23 protein-coding genes, 2 tRNA genes and 1 riboswitch are annotated in these 20,273 nt (G+C 55.9%); of the genes, 11 read left to right on the plus strand and 14 right to left on the minus strand.

Going from position 1 to position 20,273, the window contains the following annotated elements:
- Positions 1 to 7 precede the first annotated feature (7 nt).
- The gene (locus ACRZ94_RS10745) at positions 8 to 1,006 is read right to left on the minus strand and encodes an ArsJ-associated glyceraldehyde-3-phosphate dehydrogenase (RefSeq protein WP_480797321.1); all 999 of its coding nucleotides are present in this window, start codon (positions 1,004 to 1,006) and stop codon (positions 8 to 10) included.
- A complete protein-coding gene (locus ACRZ94_RS10750) occupies positions 1,006 to 1,836 on the minus strand; it encodes an arsenate reductase/protein-tyrosine-phosphatase family protein (protein WP_480653125.1) in 831 nt (276 codons plus the stop codon). The genes ACRZ94_RS10745 and ACRZ94_RS10750 overlap by 1 nt, the downstream gene beginning before the upstream one ends.
- Before the next feature lie 515 nt (positions 1,837 to 2,351).
- Here ACRZ94_RS10750 and ACRZ94_RS10755 point away from each other — a divergent pair.
- Positions 2,352 to 3,926 (plus strand): anti-phage dCTP deaminase, encoded by a 1,575-nt coding sequence (locus ACRZ94_RS10755; RefSeq protein WP_480797322.1) that lies wholly within the window; start codon positions 2,352 to 2,354, stop codon positions 3,924 to 3,926.
- A 207-nt stretch (positions 3,927 to 4,133) separates the two neighbouring features.
- On the opposite strand, the gene ACRZ94_RS10760 is transcribed toward ACRZ94_RS10755, so the two are convergent.
- The 3 genes from ACRZ94_RS10760 to ACRZ94_RS10770 all read right to left on the minus strand — a co-directional run bounded on the left by ACRZ94_RS10760 (position 4,134) and on the right by ACRZ94_RS10770 (position 5,002).
- Positions 4,134 to 4,209, minus strand: a tRNA-Thr gene (locus tag ACRZ94_RS10760).
- A 204-nt stretch (positions 4,210 to 4,413) separates the two neighbouring features.
- On the minus strand, positions 4,414 to 4,632 hold the full coding sequence (locus tag ACRZ94_RS10765) for a GDCCVxC domain-containing (seleno)protein (RefSeq protein WP_480653129.1): 219 nt from the start codon (positions 4,630 to 4,632) through the stop codon (positions 4,414 to 4,416).
- Positions 4,633 to 4,636: 4 nt separating this feature from the next.
- A complete protein-coding gene (locus ACRZ94_RS10770; protein WP_480653131.1) occupies positions 4,637 to 5,002 on the minus strand; it encodes a hypothetical protein in 366 nt (121 codons plus the stop codon).
- Positions 5,003 to 5,047: 45 nt separating this feature from the next.
- Between ACRZ94_RS10770 and ACRZ94_RS10775 the strand changes: the two genes are divergently transcribed.
- A complete protein-coding gene (locus ACRZ94_RS10775; protein ID WP_480797323.1) occupies positions 5,048 to 5,437 on the plus strand; it encodes a MerR family transcriptional regulator in 390 nt (129 codons plus the stop codon).
- Positions 5,438 to 5,471: 34 nt separating this feature from the next.
- Here the strand turns inward: ACRZ94_RS10775 and ACRZ94_RS10780 are convergent, their stop codons facing one another.
- The 3 genes from ACRZ94_RS10780 to ACRZ94_RS10790 form a co-directional block, all read right to left on the minus strand.
- Positions 5,472 to 5,861 (minus strand): hypothetical protein, encoded by a 390-nt coding sequence (locus tag ACRZ94_RS10780; protein ID WP_480653135.1) that lies wholly within the window; start codon positions 5,859 to 5,861, stop codon positions 5,472 to 5,474.
- A gap of 232 nt (positions 5,862 to 6,093) precedes the next feature.
- A complete protein-coding gene (locus tag ACRZ94_RS10785) occupies positions 6,094 to 6,519 on the minus strand; it encodes a hypothetical protein (protein WP_480653136.1) in 426 nt (141 codons plus the stop codon).
- Positions 6,520 to 7,033: 514 nt separating this feature from the next.
- Positions 7,034 to 7,429 (minus strand): hypothetical protein, encoded by a 396-nt coding sequence (locus ACRZ94_RS10790; RefSeq protein ID WP_480653138.1) that lies wholly within the window; start codon positions 7,427 to 7,429, stop codon positions 7,034 to 7,036.
- Positions 7,430 to 7,653: 224 nt separating this feature from the next.
- On the opposite strand from ACRZ94_RS10790, the gene ACRZ94_RS10795 reads away from it, so the two are divergent.
- Entirely contained in the window at positions 7,654 to 8,349 is a 696-nt protein-coding gene (locus ACRZ94_RS10795; RefSeq protein WP_480653140.1) for a hypothetical protein, read from the plus strand.
- Between the two features lie 41 nt (positions 8,350 to 8,390).
- Here the strand turns inward: ACRZ94_RS10795 and ACRZ94_RS10800 are convergent, their stop codons facing one another.
- Together ACRZ94_RS10800 and ACRZ94_RS10805 are read right to left on the minus strand one after the other, a co-directional pair.
- The gene (locus ACRZ94_RS10800) at positions 8,391 to 8,759 is read right to left on the minus strand and encodes a DUF3768 domain-containing protein (RefSeq protein WP_480653142.1); all 369 of its coding nucleotides are present in this window, start codon (positions 8,757 to 8,759) and stop codon (positions 8,391 to 8,393) included.
- A 343-nt stretch (positions 8,760 to 9,102) separates the two neighbouring features.
- Positions 9,103 to 9,178, minus strand: a tRNA-Lys gene (locus tag ACRZ94_RS10805).
- A gap of 212 nt (positions 9,179 to 9,390) precedes the next feature.
- Here ACRZ94_RS10805 and dapF point away from each other — a divergent pair.
- Positions 9,391 to 10,233, plus strand: a complete 843-nt coding sequence (dapF, locus tag ACRZ94_RS10810; RefSeq protein ID WP_480653144.1) for a diaminopimelate epimerase — start codon at positions 9,391 to 9,393, stop codon at positions 10,231 to 10,233.
- Complete coding sequence (gene mtaB, locus ACRZ94_RS10815; protein WP_480653146.1) at positions 10,230 to 11,486, plus strand: tRNA (N(6)-L-threonylcarbamoyladenosine(37)-C(2))-methylthiotransferase MtaB; 1,257 nt, start codon at positions 10,230 to 10,232, stop codon at positions 11,484 to 11,486. The genes dapF and mtaB overlap by 4 nt, the downstream gene beginning before the upstream one ends.
- Before the next feature lie 139 nt (positions 11,487 to 11,625).
- Here the strand turns inward: mtaB and ACRZ94_RS10820 are convergent, their stop codons facing one another.
- Genes ACRZ94_RS10820 through petA form a run of 3 tightly spaced genes read right to left on the minus strand, consistent with a single transcriptional unit; the run spans position 11,626 to position 14,359 of the window.
- Positions 11,626 to 12,411: a cytochrome c1 gene (locus tag ACRZ94_RS10820; RefSeq protein ID WP_480653148.1), complete on the minus strand. Its 786-nt coding sequence runs from the start codon at positions 12,409 to 12,411 to the stop codon at positions 11,626 to 11,628.
- Positions 12,412 to 12,428: 17 nt separating this feature from the next.
- Complete coding sequence (gene petB / locus ACRZ94_RS10825; RefSeq protein ID WP_480653150.1) at positions 12,429 to 13,760, minus strand: cytochrome b; 1,332 nt, start codon at positions 13,758 to 13,760, stop codon at positions 12,429 to 12,431.
- Positions 13,761 to 13,774: 14 nt separating this feature from the next.
- Positions 13,775 to 14,359, minus strand: coding sequence for a ubiquinol-cytochrome c reductase iron-sulfur subunit (petA, locus tag ACRZ94_RS10830; RefSeq protein ID WP_480653152.1), 585 nt, complete (start codon positions 14,357 to 14,359; stop codon positions 13,775 to 13,777).
- A 486-nt stretch (positions 14,360 to 14,845) separates the two neighbouring features.
- On the opposite strand from petA, the gene ACRZ94_RS10835 reads away from it, so the two are divergent.
- Complete coding sequence (locus ACRZ94_RS10835) at positions 14,846 to 15,292, plus strand: c-type cytochrome (protein WP_480797324.1); 447 nt, start codon at positions 14,846 to 14,848, stop codon at positions 15,290 to 15,292.
- Positions 15,293 to 15,340: 48 nt separating this feature from the next.
- On the opposite strand, the gene ACRZ94_RS10840 is transcribed toward ACRZ94_RS10835, so the two are convergent.
- Positions 15,341 to 15,949, minus strand: a complete 609-nt coding sequence (locus tag ACRZ94_RS10840) for a glutathione S-transferase (protein ID WP_480797325.1) — start codon at positions 15,947 to 15,949, stop codon at positions 15,341 to 15,343.
- A 108-nt stretch (positions 15,950 to 16,057) separates the two neighbouring features.
- Positions 16,058 to 16,208, plus strand: a riboswitch (FMN riboswitch).
- Between the two features lie 68 nt (positions 16,209 to 16,276).
- Between ACRZ94_RS10840 and ACRZ94_RS10845 the strand changes: the two genes are divergently transcribed.
- From ACRZ94_RS10845 to cobO, 5 genes are all read left to right on the plus strand, one after another.
- A complete protein-coding gene (locus ACRZ94_RS10845; RefSeq protein ID WP_480653160.1) occupies positions 16,277 to 16,717 on the plus strand; it encodes a 6,7-dimethyl-8-ribityllumazine synthase in 441 nt (146 codons plus the stop codon).
- A gap of 143 nt (positions 16,718 to 16,860) precedes the next feature.
- Positions 16,861 to 17,961: a chorismate synthase gene (gene aroC, locus ACRZ94_RS10850; protein WP_480653161.1), complete on the plus strand. Its 1,101-nt coding sequence runs from the start codon at positions 16,861 to 16,863 to the stop codon at positions 17,959 to 17,961.
- Positions 17,945 to 18,619 carry an HD domain-containing protein gene (locus ACRZ94_RS10855; protein WP_480653163.1) on the plus strand — a complete coding sequence of 225 codons (675 nt, stop codon included), beginning with the start codon at positions 17,945 to 17,947 and terminating at the stop codon, positions 18,617 to 18,619. Before aroC ends, ACRZ94_RS10855 begins: the two co-directional genes overlap by 17 nt.
- A 32-nt stretch (positions 18,620 to 18,651) precedes the next feature.
- Complete coding sequence (locus ACRZ94_RS10860) at positions 18,652 to 19,587, plus strand: DMT family transporter (RefSeq protein WP_480797326.1); 936 nt, start codon at positions 18,652 to 18,654, stop codon at positions 19,585 to 19,587.
- Positions 19,588 to 19,645: 58 nt separating this feature from the next.
- Positions 19,646 to 20,245 carry a cob(I)yrinic acid a,c-diamide adenosyltransferase gene (gene cobO, locus ACRZ94_RS10865; protein WP_480653166.1) on the plus strand — a complete coding sequence of 200 codons (600 nt, stop codon included), beginning with the start codon at positions 19,646 to 19,648 and terminating at the stop codon, positions 20,243 to 20,245.
- The last annotated feature ends 28 nt before the right edge of the window (positions 20,246 to 20,273 follow it).

Consider the following 20,273-nt stretch of genomic DNA (forward strand, 5'->3'; position numbering starts at 1 on the left):
ACCCTTGTCACAGCGAGGCCCCGACCATCAGCGCCACGTCCACCAAACGATGCGCATAGCCCATTTCATTGTCATACCACGCGTAGATCTTCACCTGCGTCCCGTTCACCACCATGGTCGATGGCGCATCCACGATCGAGGAGCGTTCGTCATTGGTGTAATCGGTCGACACCAGCGGGCGGGTCTCATAGCCCAGAATGCCCTTCAGCGGGCCTTCGGCGGCGGCTTTGAAAAAGGCGTTGACCTCCTCGGCGGTGGTTTCGCGTTCCACCTCGAACACGCAATCGGTCAGCGAGGCGTTCAGCAGCGGCACCCGCACCGCATGGCCGTTCAGCCGACCTTTGAGTTCGGGGTAGATCAACGTGATCGCTGTGGCCGATCCGGTCGTGGTTGGGATCAGAGAGTTCAGGGCCGAACGCGCCCGCCGCAGGTCTTTCGCGGGGCGATCCACGATGGTTTGGGTGTTGGTCACGTCATGGATCGTGGTCATCGATCCGTGGCGAATGCCCAGATTTTCATGGATCACTTTCACCACCGGGGCCAGGCAGTTGGTCGTGCACGACGCCGCCGTGACGATCTGGTGCGCAGCCGGGTCATAGGTGTCGTTATTGACGCCGATGACGATATTTGCCGTTGGGCCGTCCTTGACCGGGGCCGACACAACGACCTTTTTCACGCCCGCGTCGAAATACGGGGCCAGCGCGGCCTGGGTCTTGAACACGCCGGTGCAGTCGATCACCACATCGACCCCGTCCAATGGCAGGTCCTTCAGGTCTTTGGTGCCGATAAAGGGCAGGCGGGTGCCGTTGATGGTCACACTGTCCGCATCATGGGAAAACGCCGCGTCCCAGCGACCGTGGACGGTATCAAACTCCAGCAGATGCGCGTGCATCTCAGGGTCGCCCACCCCGTCATTGATCCAGGCGATGTTCGCGCGCTTTTCCAGTAACGGTTTCAGGGCCAGCTTTCCCATCCGGCCCAGGCCGTTCAGTGCATAAGTAGTCATTATTCTTCCTCGACAGACGTTCTGCCGATGTCATCGACAGCAGATTGCAATGCGATCCGGTCGAGGCTCTCGACCGGCAAAGACGTAAACGCCTGAATCCGACGCTTGAGCGCGCCATAGGCGTTCTGAAAGGCCAGGCTTTTTTCGGCATCGGTGCCCTCGGCCTTGACCGGATCTTCCATGCCCCAATGACCGCTGATCGGCTGACCTTCCCAGGCGGGGCAGTCTTCGTTCGCGGCCTTGTTGCAGACGGTGAACACGAAATCCAATTCCGGCGCATCCGGCCCCGAGAACTCGGATACGTTTTTCGAGCGCAGGACCGATGTGTCATGACCCTTGTCGTCCAGAACCTGCATCGCAAAGGGGTTCAACTCGGAATAGGGTTGGGTTCCGGCGGAGTAGACGTTGAACCGATCCCCCGCGATGTCGCGCAGCAGCGATTCCGCGAAAATGGACCGCGCCGAGTTGCCGACGCAGATGAATAGGACGTTGAATTTCCGATCTGTCATTGGGGCGTTTCCTTGATCAGGGGGCATGCAGATATCAGGGCGACCACGGCAGCAATCATTCATCAGAAAACCAAGCATGTGCTGCACGTGCTTCATTTCAACGGAATAGCGCAGAGAGGTGCCGGACCGTGCCTGTGTCACCAGCCCGGACCGCTGCAGCGCGTTCAAATAGTTCGACAGGGTGCTGGGTTTGATCCCTAGCTCAGCTGCCAGTTCACCCGCGGGCACGGTGTCGGGAAACCGTCGCATCAACATGCGAAAGACCGAAATACGCTGAGGGTGGCCAAGGGTCGCCAGCTGATCTGCAATCTGTTCTATCATATTTCATGAAATATGGAAATAAAGGGAGCGTCACAATCCCCAATCCCCGCTGTTACAAAAAATTCGCAATCGTAGCGGTGGTCAGCCTCAATACGGCGCGATCACGCCCATTCCCCACGCCCAAGAAACCTGCTTGGCACGCATATGCCATCGTTGATCAACTGCGGTGGCAGTGTTCAGATATGCATTGTGGTGAAATTCCGGTTCATCCGGTTTGTCGAAGAACCAGATTGCAACGACCCGTTTTGCGAGAAAAGTGGTGTCTCAAGAGGGACTCGAACCCCCGACCTTGTCCTTACGAATGCGGCGGGCTAGCGTCCAACCACATTGACTTTAAAGCATTTTATGTAATCGCGTATCAGTGTTGCAAGGATATTACACGTTTTCCTGACCGAGACGAGCCGCATACCACGCATGGACGTTTTAGAAACCCAGAATGAGATCACCTCTGGATTGAAAGCAATGTTCCAGCTACCACTGTCTCAATTATTTCATACCGACGGAGCTACGCGCCGATGGCTACTGCGACCACAGCAAAAAAAGACAAAATACTGGACGATTTCGAAGAAGAATTTGATGATATCGAAGGCATCGAGGGTGGAGTCGCTCGCCCAACCGAAGAATTAGTTATCGGCATGGTTGGAGCTGTGGGCGCTGGAGTTACGACTGCGGCCCATATCTTGAAAGAAAAGTTAGACAAAGAGTATGGGTATGAAGTCACGATACTAAAGGCAAGTGACCTTATTCGGGACAATGCTGACAAAACAGCCACGCCTAACCCTTCTGCAGTGGGCGCAACCCGCATTAAGGACTTGCAAAAGGTCGGCACCGAACTTCGCGATAAGTTTGGCGAGGAGTACGTATCTGCAAAAGCCGTTGAGACTATTGCCATTCACCGAAGTGCCAGGGGTGGGTACGACGAAAGCACAACAGTGCCTCAGCCAAAGCGTCTTAGACAAGCAACAATCATCGACTCGCTAAAGCATCCAAAAGAAACGGAACTTCTTCGGAACGTGTATGGTGGGATGTATTGGCAGTTTACTGTGTTCGCGCCTGAGGCGGTTCGAGAAGCTAGATTGAAGTCCCAAGGAATAGAAAAGGACGACTTGGCGGGGATTTTTACTCGCGACGAGAATGACCGAGAAGGAGACCACGGACAAAAAGTGAGCAAAACGGCTTACCTGTCCGACTTTTTCATTCGGAACGATGGTCAAAATGATGAGCGCCTAAAGGTTGTTACGGATAGGTTTCTTGAGGTGATTTTCAACATCTCTGTCCACACTCCAACCACTGATGAAGCCGGTATGTATGCCGCAGTTTCCGCGGCGAGTAAGTCTGCATGTTTGTCTCGGCAAGTGGGCGCCGCAATATATTCCGAAAATGGTGAGCTTCTCAGTGTAGGTTGGAATGACGTTCCAAAAGGTGGTGGTGGCCTTTACTCAGCGAATGACAAAAACAACGATCACCGTTGTTTTAAGTGGGGTGGAAAACTATGCCACAATGATCGGAAGAAAGAAAATCTATACAATAAAATCTACGAACAATTGGAAGCAGAAGGCCTGTTAGCTAAAGGTGTCGACTTAAATCAGCTACGAAGGCAGTTGGTAAAAACCCCCGTAAAGGACCTTATTGAATATAGCCGGTCCATACATGCCGAAATGGAGGCAATTGTATCTGCTGCGCGAGCGGGAAAATCCGGGATGGTTGGGGGTACTCTGTATACAACAACTTTTCCCTGTCACAATTGTGCAAGGCATATTGTCGCCGCCGGAATCAGCAAGGTTTACTACGTTGAACCCTACGCCAAGAGTCTTGCATTGGAACTCCATGCTGACTCAATTGCAGTCACCGAAGATGAGCAAGACTTGTGTTCGTTCCTCCAGTATGAAGGCGTAGGGCCTGACAGCATCCTAAAACTCTTCCATCATGGAGTGGAGAGAAAAAGCGGTGGAAAGGCGTTAACCAACGACAAGGAAACAGCCCATCCGATCCTTCCACCCCCAATGGATGGATTCACAACTCACGAAAAACGCGTTATAAGACGTTTAGAGAGCATCGAAGGCCAACCTACTGAAGACCAAGCTGGATAGAAAATGGGCAGTGATCAATCCAAACGTAGGAACCAACGCGAATTCATGTTCGTATTTTCTTCTGATCAGAAGAGGTCCAACTCTCCAACAGAAGATGCCCAAGCCGATGCTCCGAAACATTCAAGTGGCGTTAGACTGAAAGAAGACGAGGCCAAGGACGTGCGTCGCAAGCTGATTGATCAACTCCGAGAGTTTGGTTGCTGAAAATGGTGCCGCATGAGGGACTTGAACCCCCGACCCATCGCTTACGAAGCGATTGCTCTACCAGCTGAGCTAATGCGGCAGCGACACGTCGTTTAAACGCGCCAATCCTCGTTGTCCAGTGTCCTGACGGACTGATCGCGACTTGAATATCTCGGACGCTAAAGCCGCTTTTGGCCAAGTTTGCAAATCGTACCCATCGCTGCGGGTTCGCAGCCAGCCAAGGGCAAACTATATTAACCGAGTTACGCAGTTCCGGCTTTGCGGACCAAAGCCGACGTTCACTTCATCTGCAACAGCTATCGCCCACTTGGATTGGTGGACACGGAACAGTGGCGTAAGAACAGTATACACAACAGTCGCCTTCCAACGGCTTCAAAACTGTTTTGCACGCCTTGCATTCGTAGAGCCACTGGCAGGCATCCGTTGGCATTTCTTCGGTTTCGCTGTGCCCACACTTTGGGCAAGTCAGTGTGCTTTCAAGCACTACAGTTTGGTCCGTCATTGTCTCACATCTGCATAATCAGGAAATCGTTGATCCGGGCCTCATAGAACACGACAATCCAAGCTAATCCGGTCATCGCGGTCGTTCCCCAAAGCCACCATTTCAATTTTGGTAGTGACCCGCGCTGATAAGACACCAGCCAAGATACCGCGACAAACCCGGTCGAAATCGCGAGCACGTAGTAGCTTGCCGCTGCAATCTTGCCAAAGATTGCTATCCAACTGCCGCCCAAACCCAGCAACATCATCGTCATGGGCATTACACAGCAGGTCGCGACGCCAAGCGCGGACAGTGATCCTATGTAACTGAGGCTAAGGTACTTCTGCATTTCATTCCTCGGTTGTGATTGTTGCCACGTCTGCGCAATCATCTATAACTCCTGTAGCAACTACAGGATCAAGGTGGGAAATCTCACATGTTTGCGATTGGGGAAGCGTCTCAGCAAAGCGGTGTCGGCATCGAAACTATCCGCTACTACGAACGCGAAGGGATCGTGCCGAAGCCGGAGCGGGCATCAAACAACCGGCGCATGTACTCCACGCAGGATATTGGACGGCTTCGGTTCCTAAAGAAGTGCCGTGACTTGGGTTTTCCTCTTGCCGACGCGAAAACGCTCCTAGGACTGTCTGAAGGCGATAGCGAGGACTACCGCTCCGTTAAGGACATGGCCGAACACCACGTTCTTAATGTACGCGAAAAGATAAGCGAACTTAGGCGTTTGGAAGCGGCATTGACTGAACTTACGGCCAACTGTGACAGCGGGAATGTCTCCTGCCCAATGCTCTCAAAACTGCGCACCTTGTAGTGGATTTGGGCTCAGAGCAGCAGTTTGTCGCGCTTCACGTTTGCGGCAGATCCCAGCCCCACAGCAGACATAGGCAGCTTGTTGCGGCTGCTGAGAACAGCCGCACACCACTGGTGGCGATCTGCGGATGTGCAACTCGTTGCGGACGCACAAAGTTCACCTTATGAGGGTTTCTGAGGCCCGTGCCGCTGAGTGTGCGCTTTGCTACGGTTTGAGCGGCTGTCAAATAAGGAAGAATCGGCGTGTCGAATTTGAACGGAATTAGTTCTGAGATAGCTACCATTTTGGCCGAAAAACCCGCGGCACCGTTCCTTTTTCTGGGATCAGGTTTTTCTATAGGAACCGTACCGTTCGTACCGAGACAGGTCCCAAAATCATTTCTCAAGGCCTCAAAAGATGGCTGTGGCGACGGTTCCAGCGTCACGCCTGACCTGACAGCCTCAGCAAAGACTCAGTGTCCAGCCGCACATATGGGCTACCAGACACCATCGTCTCCAACTCCTCCAATGAACATTCAGTCAGGTCACGTGGCCCAGTGTTGGTGACTGGTTCGGGACGTTTGGGTGGCACCCACCCGAGCCGGTCTAGCACGTCCCGTGCGGCCTGCAAGCGAAGTTGAGGGCTGGGCGCAGCATTCTGCTGGGCAACGCGGACCATCAGAACAACAGTTCTTGAAACTCAAGCCACGCCTCCCCATCCCTGTAAGTCTTCGAGTATTCGACCCTGCTGTTGTTGCCGGTTGTCCAAGTCGCACGGCCGATGCACGTGACTTCCTTAGGCGACTGAGACTCAGTCGAAATGTTCACGATGTCTCGAATGGCAACGCCATTGTTTTGTGAGGCATGGCTTTTTGACAGTGTGATGATCTCGTCCTGAATGCTCTCGCAGTCCAGATTGCCGACCTCAATATCCATTTGCCTCAATAGATCAGTCACCATCTCCATTGGGTTTGGTGGCTCGCCTTGAGACAGCCAGTTCAGCCCAAAGGTAAAAACAAAGCTAGTTGCCAAGAAACCGGTCACCACTTTCACAAATCTAAAGGCGGTGCTGGAGGTGGAATCGTTATCATCCTCAAACTGCAATGGGGCTCCGCAGTGGGGGCAAGACGCAGCGAGGTCTGAAATTTCAGCTTCGCATTCATAGCAGGTTGTTAGGGCCATTGTTCACTACTCGTTTTGTATATCTGGTTGATTTGTTGGTTCGAGTCAGGGGTTTCTGCGAATGTGCCGTGGCGCTCTTGGATCGCACTTTCAGCGGGGTGCAGAGCTTGAGGTTTGATCGATGTCGGCCCAGCACAAGTCTGCATTGTGACTTGTGCTCGGCCATCTCGTTGGTCAGTGGCTACTTGGCGGACAAAATCATCGCCATGCCAATCAGTGGACCTAGTATGAACTGGATTGAGCAGATTACGCGGAACCACCCGCTAATCTTATGACCGTTGGTCTTTAGCTGTATTCCACTGCGGAACATTGATTGACCAAAATAGAAACAGACCATCATGGCGACCGCGCCGATTAAGAACTTCATTTCGTATCCTGTTTTAATAGGGAGTTTTTAGAAGGTTCGGGCCAGATAAAGACCGGCAAGTTTGGAGGTCTATTGAAGGACCATCGCTGCGCAAACCTGCGAAAAATCAGGATAGATAGGATCGGACCCGCGTTTTTGCCCGGTCTGCACACCGAATTCGATCATCTTATCCATGCATGGAGCGATGCGTTCCGCGATCATCTGCAACTGTCCGGATTGGATCAGGTGCTGTACTTGAGCGTCGGAAGGAATCAAGGCTGTGAAATAGTTTGCTGCAGAAGCAACTTTGATCTGGCGGGTCGCTTGTCTCCAATCGGCGATCTGTGCGTCAAACGATAGGTAGTTTGACAGCCAACTTGGCAAGCCAACACTCTCCTCAGGCTCATCGGCTTCACCAAATATGAGACCTTGTGCGGAACCAGCAATGATGAAGTCGAGGAAAGAGGCGACAACCAGCCCGTACATCAATGGTGCCACAACGTACCGATATGTAAACAAAAACGGGAACAAAAAATATGCATATAATTTCAAATGGTTATGGTGATTTTTATGAATTTTTCGGTGTTATCTTGCGACGTTAAGACGAAGAAATTAACAAGTTGCAACGTTGTAAAAAATATTTTTCCATTTTACGATGTTATTGCGTCTAAAGTTTTCCGAAACAACTTGTTTCGAGTGGAGTGATTCAGATGGCTGCATCCCAAAAACGTCCAGAGCGAGCTACCAGCGAAGAACTCTATTTGTTTGAGACCCATATGAAGGACGTTTTCTCTCTGAAAGAGTGGAAATTCGTCGAACCAGCAAAAATTAAACTCAAGCTGCCTAAGCGCAAACGCCACATCCGAAGTGCACTTAACGAAATTCGTCGCGAGATTGTGGGGGTCGTTGAACATTTTCACGCTGAAGGAAACGCAATCGGCCAATGCTACATGTATCAACCCAAGAACGTACTGAAGCAATTTTCTTATCAACTAGCGGTTGGGTGCCAGGAAAAGGCTTTAGAAAGTGAGCTAAGAGAGTTTTGGGACGACTATCTGCGATCCTTGGGAAAACACGTTCAAAGGAATCCGAAGCAAAAAGGTGCATCTAGACTTCATTACCTGTGCTTGCTTGGGCTGGACCCTAATGGATCATGGACAGGTTCAGGGGAGGTTTCCCGACTAGCGCGCCAATTGCACTACGCGCAAACACAAGGTGTTCCATCTAAGTTCTTAGTTGGCTTCACTTACCAAACTGGTGGGCAAGTAGTGAGCTTAGAAAGAGTTAAAGAAGAAGACGAAAGGAGGAGCGCTGAAAGAAAAAAACGAAAGAGAAAGGAAGCGAAGAGAAAGGCAAAGGCGGAGAAGGCGAAAATTAGAGAAGCAAATAAGGATGAATGGGGTTAAGAGTTTTTGCCGGTTCTCACTAGTGAGAACCGGCATATGGATCAATACTCAGTAGACAGCAATACCGCCATGTACCTTGTCGTCAGTTGTGGGTCAGTGGGGTCAGGTGACTCGTCATCAAGGTCTTTGTTGTAATAGTTGATTTCCCATTCAATGGTTCGATTGTTGACCTTGATTGAACCCACATCATGTTCACCGCCAGCTTCTACACTTTTGTCGCCCGCATCCCCGGCAAGCTGTTTCATGATCGCGTCAACGGTAGCTCTCCCAAGAAGATGTATTCCCATAGAGATCATGACAATGCCGCCTTCCCCGGTTTTCCGGAAATGATCGTTCAAAACTTGGTTCTTCTGAGTGGGGGACATGTCCGCTGTCAGTTTGACATGCGAAGAGATTTTGCTGTCCGTCATGGAAAGCTCCTGTGCTTTTGAGATTTTTGATTGTTGTGAGGACGTACAGGCGGGCACAGCTTCGCTTTTTTCAGCGTAGCCATTCAAATTATCTGTGCTCTTTTGGAAGTTGCACGCGACAGTCAATTGCCGTTCTGCACATTGTCAGTGTACCAAAAACTCTTTCAAATGTCAAAAAGCATCAAAATAACAATGCCTTAAGAGGTCGCCAAAAAAGGAAATTCATGCCTTCAAAGAAACGGTTTTCTACACGTTTCTACGTCAATCTATGCCGCGTGGTTGCTAGGTGGTTGCTGTAGGCGTGAGAAATTCTCGCCTATTCTTGCTAACCCTTTGAAAAAAGTGGTGAGCCGTGCAGGATTCGAACCTGCGACCCACTGATTAAAAGTCAGTTGCTCTACCAACTGAGCTAACGGCCCACTCTTTTGTCTGGATCTTGTCGATCCGTGGCGCTCTCTAAGCCAATTCCCCGGCCGGGTTCAAGCCCTTATTTCGCGCCTCGCTTCGCCTTCACTTAACTCGTGTCCGGCGTCCCGATAGGCGGCCTAATTAGGCAGGTGGCGCGGGGGGGTCAACCCCTTTTTTCAGGAATCTGCGCCGCAGGGTGGATTCCTTTCCAACACGGGGTTATATGCGCGCCATGCAACGAATACTGACCTCCGGTTTGCCCTTCATGAAGATGCACGGGCTGGGCAATGACTTTGTCATTGTCGATGCGCGCGCGCATGGCGTGCAGATTACGCCTGCGTTGGCCAAGGGAATCGGCCACCGACAATTCGGTGTGGGTTTCGATCAGCTGGCGGTGATCGAAAACGGCGATTCGGACGCGCATCTGGTGTTCTTCAATGCGGACGGGTCGACCTCGGCCGCCTGCGGAAATGCCACACGCTGTATTGCCAGATTTCTGATGGAAGAAACCGGCAAGTCCGAGCTGACCCTGACCACCGAACGCGGCACGCTGTTTGCGCGCGATGCCAGCGGTGGCCTGACCTCGGTCAATATGGGTCAGCCACAACTGGAGTGGCAGGACATCCCGCTGGCCGAAGAGGTGGATACGCTGGAGCTACCAATCGAGGGCGGGCCAAGCGCCACCGGTATGGGCAATCCGCACTGCACATTTTTTGTCGAGGATGCCGAAGCGATCCCTCTGGCTGAGTTCGGCGCGCGCTATGAATACCACCCGCTCTATCCGGAACGCACCAATGTGCAGGTGGCGCAGGTCATCGGCCCGGATCACATCCGCATGCGCGTCTGGGAGCGCGGTGTGGGTATCACTCTGGCCTCAGGGTCTTCGTCCTGTGCCACCGCCGTCGCCGCCGCGCGGCGCGGCCTGACCGGGCGCACGGTGCAGATCGAACTGGATGGCGGCACCATCTGGATCGACTGGCGCGAGGATGGCGTCTGGATGACCGGACCCACCTGTCACGTGTTCTCGGGCACTCTAACGCACGAATTCCTGGAAACTCTGGGATGAGCGCCCCCAAATTCACCACGCTGGGCTGCCGCCTGAACGCCTATGAGACCGAGGCGATGAAAGAGCTGTCGCAGCAGGCGGGTCTGTCCAACGCCGTGGTGGTGAATACCTGCGCCGTGACCGCCGAGGCCGTTCGTAAGGCCCGGCAAGAAATCCGCAAGTTGCGCCGCGAAAACCCTGATGCGCGCCTGATCGTGACCGGCTGCGCCGCCCAGACTGAGCCTGAAACCTTTGCCCAAATGGATGAGGTCGACGCGGTTATCGGCAACACGGAAAAGATGCAGCCCGACACCTGGAAGGGCATGGCCGCCGATTTCATTGGCGAGACCGAGGCTGTGCAGGTCGATGACATCATGTCCGTGACCGAAACCGCAGGCCACCTGATCGATGGGTTCGGCACCCGGTCGCGTGCCTATGTGCAGGTCCAGAACGGCTGTGATCACCGCTGCACCTTCTGCATCATTCCCTATGGCCGGGGAAATTCCCGAAGCGTCCCCGCGGGCGTGGTGGTGGATCAGATCAAACGGCTGGTGGATCGGGGCTATAATGAGGTGGTTCTGACCGGCGTTGACCTGACCTCATGGGGCGCCGACCTGCCCGCACAGCCCAAGCTGGGCGATCTGGTGATGCGCATCCTGAAATTGGTGCCGGACCTGCCGCGCTTGCGGATCAGCTCGATCGACTCGATCGAAGTGGATGAAAACCTGATGCAGGCCATCGCGACCGAGCCGCGCCTGATGCCGCACCTGCACCTCTCGCTGCAGCATGGCGATGATCTGATCCTGAAACGGATGAAACGCCGCCACCTGCGCGATGACGCGATCCGTTTCACCGAAGAGGCGCGCAAGCTGCGTCCCGACATGACCTTTGGTGCCGACATCATCGCGGGTTTCCCCACCGAATCCGACGCCCATTTCGAAAACTCGCTCAAACTGGTGGCCGAGTGCAACCTGACCTGGCTGCACGTCTTTCCCTATTCCAAACGCGAAGGCACCCCGGCGGCCCGCATACCGCAACAGGTCAACGGCAATATCATCAAAGCCCGCGCCGCCCGCCTGCGCACCGCTGGCGAGGCGCAGGTTGCAAAACACCTGAACGCGCAACTAGGCAAAACCCATCACATCCTGATGGAAAACCCGCATATGGGCCGCACCGAACAGTTCACCGAAGTCACCTTCGATACCTCACACCCTGAAGGGCAGATCGTCACCGCCACGATCACGGATCACACCGATAGCCAACTCAAAGCCTGATCCGCCCTTCATCTGGCCAAAAATATCCCGGGGATGAATTGGCCGCAGGCCAAGAAGGGGCTGGCCCCTTCCCCCCAAGCAACAAAAAAACCCCGCAGCCATATGGCGCGGGGGTTTTCAATTCAGACGGCGAAAGACCTTAGTCTTTGCGCTTGCCTTTCACACCAGCCCACAACCGCTTGTTGACCAGGTACAGCAGCACCGACAGAACCGACAGGAAGATGACGCCGACAAAGCCGGAATACTTACGTTCCATCATCTTCGGCTCAGCCGTCCACATCAGGAAAGCGGCGATATCTTCGGACATGGCCTCAACCGTGGCCGGGTGGCCATCGGCGAATTCGACCTGATCATCGGACATCGGCGGCGCCATCGAAATCCAGCCTCCGGGGAAGGCTTTGTTCTCATATAGGATGGTGCCTGCCTCTTCCTTTTCCTCACCGGTATAACCATCCAGCAACGAGGCGATGTATTCCGCACCGCCCATGCCTTTGAAGAACTGGTTGATCCCCAGACCATAGGGCCCGTGGAAACCCGCGCGGGCCTTGGCCATCAGGCTCAGGTCCGGTGCGCCAACCCCGTTATTTGCGGGGAAATGGTCGGTCGGGATCGCCGGGCGGAAATCGTCCTGCTCGGGGTCGAAAACTTCGAAGTTTTCTGCCGAATAGGCAATGACTTCTTCTTCGGAATAGCCCAGGTCTTCCAGCGTGCGCAGGGGCACATATTGAAGGCCATGGCAGGCCGCGCAGACCTCGGTATAGATCTGCAGGCCGCGCTGCAGCTGGTTCTTGTCCCAGGTGCCAAACGGCCCTTCGAACGAAAAGTCGAAGTCTTCGATGTGTTGCTCACCGCCACCTGCCGCAAAGGTCGAGGCGGGCGCAAGGGCCAGGGCAAACGCGGCACCGATTGCAAGTTTCTTGAACATGTTTCCGGTCCCTCTTCTTACTCGGCCGGCGTGGCATCGGCGTCAGCCTTGCCATAATGCGCGTTGAAGTCTTCTTCGATGGTCTCAGGCGGGGTCAGAGGTTTCTCGATCACACCCAGGATCGGCAGGATCACGAAGAAATAAGCGAACCAGTAGGCGGACGCGATCAGCGAGAAGGTCGCATAGGGCTCCTCGGCGGGCATCGCACCCAGCCACATCAGGGCAAAGAAGTCGATGACCAGCAGGTAGAACCACCATTTGAACATCGGACGGTACTTGCCGGAACGCACGGTCGAAGTGTCCAGCCACGGCGCCAGCGCCATCGCCAGAATTGCGCCGAACATCGCCAGAACACCAAAGAACTTGGCGTCGATGATGCCGCCGGTGATGAAGCTGGCGAATTGCACAACCCAGACCTCACCGGTGAAGGCGCGTAGGATCGCGTAGAACGGCAGGAAGTACCATTCAGGCACGATGTGTGCCGGTGTGACCAGCGGGTTCGCCTCGATATAGTTGTCCGGGTGGCCCAGATAGTTGGGCATAAAGCCGACAACCGCCCAGAACACGACCAGAATGACGGCCAGCGCGAACAGGTCCTTGATCACGAAATAGGGCCAGAACGGCAGGGTGTCTTTCTCGGCCTCGGCTTTCGAGCCACGGCGCACTTCAACACCTGTCGGGTTGTTGTTGCCAGTGGTGTGGAAGGCCCAGATATGCACGATCACCAGCGCCGCAATCACGAACGGCAGCAGATAGTGCAGCGAGAAGAAGCGGTTCAGCGTGGCGTTGTCCACCGCCGGTCCGCCCAGCAGCCAGGTCTGGATCGCCTCACCCACAAACGGGATCGCGCCAAACAGGCCGGTGATCACGGTCGCACCCCAGAAGGACATCTGACCCCAGGGCAGAACATAGCCCATAAAGGCAGTGCCCATCATCATCAGGTAGATCAGCATCCCGATGATCCACGTGATTTCACGCGGCGATTTGTAAGAGCCGTAGAACAGGCCACGGAAGATGTGGATATAAACCGCAACAAAGAACAGCGACGCGCCGTTCATGTGCAGGTAGCGCAGCATATAGCCGCCGTTCACGTTGCGCATGATGTGTTCGATGCTGGCAAAGGCCAGATCAACATGCGGGGTATAGTGCATCACCAGAACGATGCCGGTGACGATTTGCAACGCCAGACAGAAAGTCAGGACGATGCCCCAGATCCACATCCAGTTCAGGTTCTTGGGGGTGGGGATCATGAGCGTGTCGTACAGCAAGCCGACGATGGGCAGGCGGCTGTTCAGCCACTTTTCGCCATTTGTCTTCGGCTCGTAGTGATCGTGGGGAATTCCGGACATAAGTTGGGTCTCCCTTAGCCGAGTCTGATGGTGCTGTTGTCGACCCATTCCGCCGGGGGAACAGGCAGGTTTTCAGGTGCGGGGCCTTTGCGGATACGGCCGGCCAGATCATAGTGCGATCCGTGGCAGGGGCAGAACCAGCCGCCAAAATCGCCGGCATCGCCCAGAGGCACACAGCCCAGATGCGTGCACACGCCCATCTGTACCAGCCAGGCGCCGGGTGCCTCACCTTCGGGCGAGGGCATCACGCGGTTCGCGTCTGTCGCAGGCGCATCAGCGGGCTGGTTAAAGTTGCGCGCCAGCGGATCGGGCAGCGCGTCAACGCCTTCGGCGTCCTGCTGCTGCGCTTCGGCGATCTCGGCGCCGGTGCGGTGACGGATAAACACGGGTTTACCCAGCCACTTGACAGTCAGCTGCGTACCCGGCTCAACGCCGCTCACGTCCACACGGATCGAGGACAGCGCCTGAACATCGGCTGATGGGTTCATTTGGTTGACGAGGGGCCATACGGCTGCACCTGTCGCAACGACACCTGCGCCGCCAGCGACGTAGTAGAGGAAATCTCTGCGGGTGCCTTCGTGGTCTTCAGCGTGGGACACGAGGTTATCTCCGATTTTCTGGCGCCCGCGAACGGGCATATAGCTCGCGCACCGCACGAATGCGGCGTCTTAAATGAGGTATCTATCGGGGGGAAATCGGTTCGTCCAGCGGTCATAGGCGCGCATTACGCCGCATGTAGCCATTCAATTCACAACGAAACCGATAATTTTCAAGGTGTGGCTGCGTGGAAACAAGAAAACCGCACGAATCCCGCCCCGTCGGCAATATGTGATTCGGTGCGCGCCCCTTGGGCAACTGCAGTCCGGGTCGATCTTGCGCCCCGGGCGCGTAAACCCTGAGCAAAGCGCATAGTTTTGACCAGAATTCGCCACGCAATTTCCCAATTCCAACAGAACCGTGACCGTAAAAAAACTGCGCCGAAAATACATATTTCATAAAGGCTTAGGCGCAGAAAATTCCGATTGAACTTGGGGCTGAAATCGACGAATGGCCGAACGACTCCCAACCTCAGTAGGACGTTTTTCATGCTCAAGATCATTCCAACCGTTCTGACAGTCACGATTGCTTTCACATCGCAGGCTTTGGCCATTGGCGATCCTGTTAAGGGTGAAAAGCTTTACAATCGCTGTTCGGCCTGTCACGCGATCATCAAAGATGGCGAGGTTTTGGTCAAAGGTGGCATCACCGGGCCGAATCTATACGGTGTGGTCGGCCGCGTCGCAGGATCCGAGAACGATTACCGCTATGGGAGCGAGCGCTTGCCCATCGGAATGTTCACCGACGACATGATCCGCGCAGGTGACGAAGGGCTGGTCTGGACACAGGAAAACATCGCCGCCTATTCGAAAAACCCGATCGGTTTCATTCAGGAGTATCTGGATGACGAAACCGCGCGCCCGAACATGAGCGTAAAGCTGAAAAAAGGCGCGGATGACATCGCAGCCTACCTGGCCACGTTCAGCGCAGACTAAGACCGGAAAACGCGCTGGCCCTGCGGGTCACGGCCAGCGCCCAAACCCTCAACCCTCTGGACGGGTGGCCACCATGCTGGGCCGTTCGCCAAACGTGGCAAACCAGGTGGCAAGGGCATCATTTCCCTTGCGCCAACCCCGTGCATCGTGGCGCAAATCCAGATAGCCCAGCGCACAGCCCACAGCCACCTGTCCCATATCCAGCGGCCCTGACAGATGCGCCATCCAGCGCTGGTTCAATGCGGCGCAGGCCCGTTCGATCTTGACCCATTGCGCATCGACCCAATCCTCCCATTGTTTGTCCTCGGGACGCAGCCGGACCTCATAGGTCATCAGCAAGGCCGCATCCAGAATACCATCCGCCAGCGCCTCAAGCGTCAGCACATCCCAACGCGCTGCGCCGTCGGGATACAAACCCGCCCCGGCCCGCGCATCCAGAAAAGCGCAGATCACACGGCTGTCGAACAGAGTTGGGCCATCCGGGCGCTCCAGCGCAGGCACCTTGGTCAGCGGGGCCTTGCCCAACAGCGGGGCTGCCGGGGAAACCGGTGTGCTGGCAACGGTTTCCAATTCGATATCCTGTAACTGGTCGGTTTCATGCAGCAAAACCATGACTTTGCGCACATAGGGTGACGTCGGACTGTGATAGAGTTTCATTCGCAGGCTCCTTGTTTGGGCCGACCTTACAACACGACCCGCAAAACAAAACCGCAAATTCCCGTGCTCGGGATCTCTTGCAGTCGCGCCCACATCTTGGCACTGTCGCCGCGTTCTCAGGGCGGGGCGAAATTCCCCACCGGCGGTATGCGGGCTGCGACCCGTAAGCCCGCGAGCGGTCTCGTATCATTCGGGATGACAAGCAGATCTGGTGAGAGACCAGAGCCGACGGTTAAAGTCCGGATGAAAGAGAACGTGCAGCGCGCCACCCGGCACGGCTGCTCGTGATCGCCTTGGGTGACGTGTCTGTTTACGTAGGAGATCATGATGACACACACCCGCTATGCTTTCGTCAAAGCCAACTGGCATTCCGATATCGTTGACCGCGCGCTTGAGGGCTTCCAACAGCTTATCCCGGCCGACCAGATCGACGTCTTCGACGTGCCCGGCGCGTTCGAAATGCCCCTGCTGGCCCGCGATCTGGCCCAAACCGGACGCTACGCGGCCATCGCCTGCGCCGCTTTTGTCGTGGATGGCGGCATCTACCGGCATGATTTCGTGGCACAGGCCGTGGTCGATGGCCTGATGCGCGCCGGAATGGACACTGGGATACCGGTCCTGTCCGTCTCGCTGACCCCGCACCAATATCAGGAAACCGACCACCACAACGCCATCTACCGCGACCACTTCGTCCAAAAAGGGCGCGAGGCTGCGCAGGCCGCACTGATGATCACGGAAACACGCCAGAAACTCAAAAGCGCGTCCTAGATACTTCTTCTTGTCGCAAATACGGCGGGGGTGAATTGAGCCAAAGGCTCAAGAGGGGGCTGGCCCCCTCCCTTGCTTTACCGAAATCCGCTTGAGGCCAAAGGCTCTCCCCGCTAATCACAACGCGCAAAGGAGCACGCCCCATGTCGATGAACAGCTTTGGACACCTCTTCCGCGTCACCACCTGGGGCGAAAGCCACGGCCCCGCTTTGGGCGCCACCGTTGACGGCTGCCCGCCGGGCGTGACCATCGACGCAGGGATGATTCAGCACTGGCTGGATAAACGCAAACCGGGCCAGAACAAGTTCACCACCCAAAGGCGCGAACCGGATCAGGTGAAAATCCTCTCTGGCGTGTTCGAAGGTCAGACCACCGGCACCCCCGTCCAGCTGATGATCGAAAACACCGACCAGCGTTCGAAAGACTATGGCGACATCATGGACAAGTTCCGTCCGGGCCATGCTGACATTACCTATTGGCAGAAATACGGCATCCGCGACTATCGCGGCGGCGGGCGCAGTTCAGCGCGTGAGACCGCATCGCGCGTGGCCGCAGGCGGGCTGGCGCGTGAAGCAATCAAGCAGATCGCACCCAACGTGCAGATCACCGGCTATATGACCCAGATTGGCCCCCACAAGATTGACCGCGCCAATTTCGACTGGTCGCAGATCGAACAGAACCCGTTCTGGACGCCCGATGCGCAGGCTGCTGACGACTGGGCCGCCTATCTGGGCGACCTCCGCAAATCCGGCAATTCGGTCGGCGCAGTGGTTGAGGTCGTGGCGCGCGGCGTCCCTGCCGGGCTTGGCGCGCCGATTTACGCCAAGTTAGACACTGATTTGGCGGCCGCGATGATGTCGATCAACGCGGTCAAGGGCGTCGAGATCGGCGAGGGCATGGCCGCGGCTGAACTGACCGGTGAGGCGAACGCGGACGAGATATTCATGGGTCAGAACGGACCGCAATACAGCTCGAACCATGCAGGCGGCATTCTGGGTGGTATCTCGACCGGGCAGGACATCGTGGTGCGGTTTGCGGTGAAACCGACCTCGTCGATCCTGACCACGCGCAAGACGATCACCAAGTCCGGTCAAGAGGCAGAGATCATCACCAAAGGCCGCCATGACCCCTGCGTCGGCATCCGCGCCGTGCCGGTGGGTGAGGCGATGATGGCCTGTGTCGTTCTGGATCACCTTCTCCTGCATCGCGGTCAGATCGGAGAGAATCGTGGACGGATCGGCTGATCTGCGCACCCGTCTGCGCGCCGTGGTGGCGCAGCGTATGGAAACCGATCCCGCCCATGACCTGGCCCATCTGGACCGCGTCTGGGTGAATGCGCAATCCATTGCGGATGGACAGACAGACATGCCGGTGCTGATGGCCGCCAGTTATCTGCACGATCTGGTGAACCTGTCCAAAGACGACCCCGACCGCCATCTTGCATCAAGACGGTCCGCCCAGGAATCAGAGCCTATTCTGGGGAAACTCGGCTTTTCTTCGGACCAGATCGGGGCCATCCGGCACGCGATCGAGGCGCATAGCTTCTCGGCCAATATCGCCCCCGAAACGCCCGAGGCCCGCATCCTGCGCGATGCCGACAGGCTGGATGCATTGGGCGCGATCGGCATTGCCCGGAATTTCTCGGTCTCGGGCGCGCTGGGGCGTGCGCTTTATGATCCGGCAGACCCGTTTGCTGCAAACCGGCAGCTAGACGACCTGACCTATTCGCTGGACCACTGGAAGGTAAAGCTGCTTGCCTTGCCCGCGGACATGATGACTGAACGTGGCCGGGTCATCGCACAGGCCCGCGCAGACCGCATGATCCGCTTTCTTGAGGAATTCGCGGATGAAATCGGCAGCCCGCTGCCTCAAACTTGGGTGAACCAGCCGCCCGAGCGTTGATCTTTCCCCCTTAAACACGCAGGCTGGCGCCGATGGCAAAATCCTTAACATCGCATCGACCTCTTCTGGCCGTCGCGCTCAAACTCAGTGCGTTGCTGCTGTTCACGGTCATGCAGGCGCTGGTAAAGTCCCTGTCCGATGAGTTCCCGCCCGGAGAGCTTGTGTTCTTTCGGTCGCTTTTTGCCGTACCTGTCATCATCGCGTGGCTTGGCTGGCGGGGTGAGCTGTCGCAGGGCCTGGTGGTCAGAAAACCCATGGGGCATTTCTGGCGCGGCGTTCTGGGCACCAGCGCAATGGGTCTGACATTTACAGGTCTCAGCCTGCTGCCACTGCCAGAGGTGACGGCAATCGGCTATGCCACCCCGATTTTCACCCTGATTCTGGCCGCGATCATGCTGGGGGAACGCATCCGAATGATCCGCATCGGCGCTGTTGCCATCGGGTTGCTGGGGGTTCTGATCATGCTCTGGCCCCGGTTGGGGGGCAATAACATGGATACGGCAGCCACGATTGGAGCGCTTTGTGTCCTGGTCGCGACAATCGCCCGAGGGTTTGTTCAGATCCATATCCGGCAATTGGTTCAGGTTGATCACCCGGCCGCAGTTGTGTTCTATTTTTCGATCACGGCGACCCTCATGTCGGCGCTCAGCGCGTTTTGGGGCTGGGCAATGCCAACATGGGAACAGGCTCTGATATTGATAATTGTTGGGCTTATTGGCGGGATCGCGCAGATACTCGTGACCAGTTCCTACAAGTTTGGGCAGGCGTCCATGCTTGCCCCGTATGACTATTCGACCATGCTGTTTGCCGTCTTTATTGGCTATGTCTGGTTTGATGAGTTGCCGACGGCGGTCATGCTGGGTGGTGCGGCGCTGGTGATCGCGGGCAATGTCATGGTGATCCTGCGCGAACGTCAGTTGGGATTGGAACGGGGCAAGGCGCGGTCAGCAACGGACCTCAAAGCCTGATCTTTACCTTTGCTGAACTTCGCCTAGGTTGGGCGCAACATAATGAAAGGTTCCCTCGATGAGCGACGCGCAGGATCACAAGGAAAAGATGCAAAAGGTGCAGGCCCAGCACCGCAAAAAAGTGTCCGAGGCCGTCGACCCGGACCGTGGGCTGGTGCTGATCAACACCGGCAAGGGCAAGGGCAAATCCTCGGCCGCGTTTGGCGTGGTGATCAGGGCATTGGGCTGGGGTCAAAAGGTCGCCGTTGTGCAGTTCATCAAGGGCAAATGGAAAACCGGCGAGCGCCGCTTTTTCGAAGAACGCGATCTGGTGACGTGGCACACAATGGGCGAAGGGTTCACCTGGGATACGCAAGACCGCGAGCGTGACATCGCCGCCGCCAATGCCGCCTTTGACAAGGCCCGTGCGCTGATGGCCAGCGGTGAATACGACCTTGTGGTTCTGGACGAGATCAACATCGCCCTGCGCTATGAATACCTGTCGGTCGAACAGGTGATCGATGGCCTCAATGAACGCGCGGACAAGACCAGCGTGTTCCTGACCGGGCGCGATGCCCCGCAAGCGCTGCGGGACTATGCCGATCTGGTCACTGAAATGACCGAGGAAAAACACCCGTTTCAGGCCGGGATCAAAGCGCAGCGCGGCGTCGATTACTAAGCGCGTCAAGGGATCGTTTCCGAGGCGG

The sequence above is a fragment of the Ruegeria sp. CH10 genome (assembly GCF_056537125.1).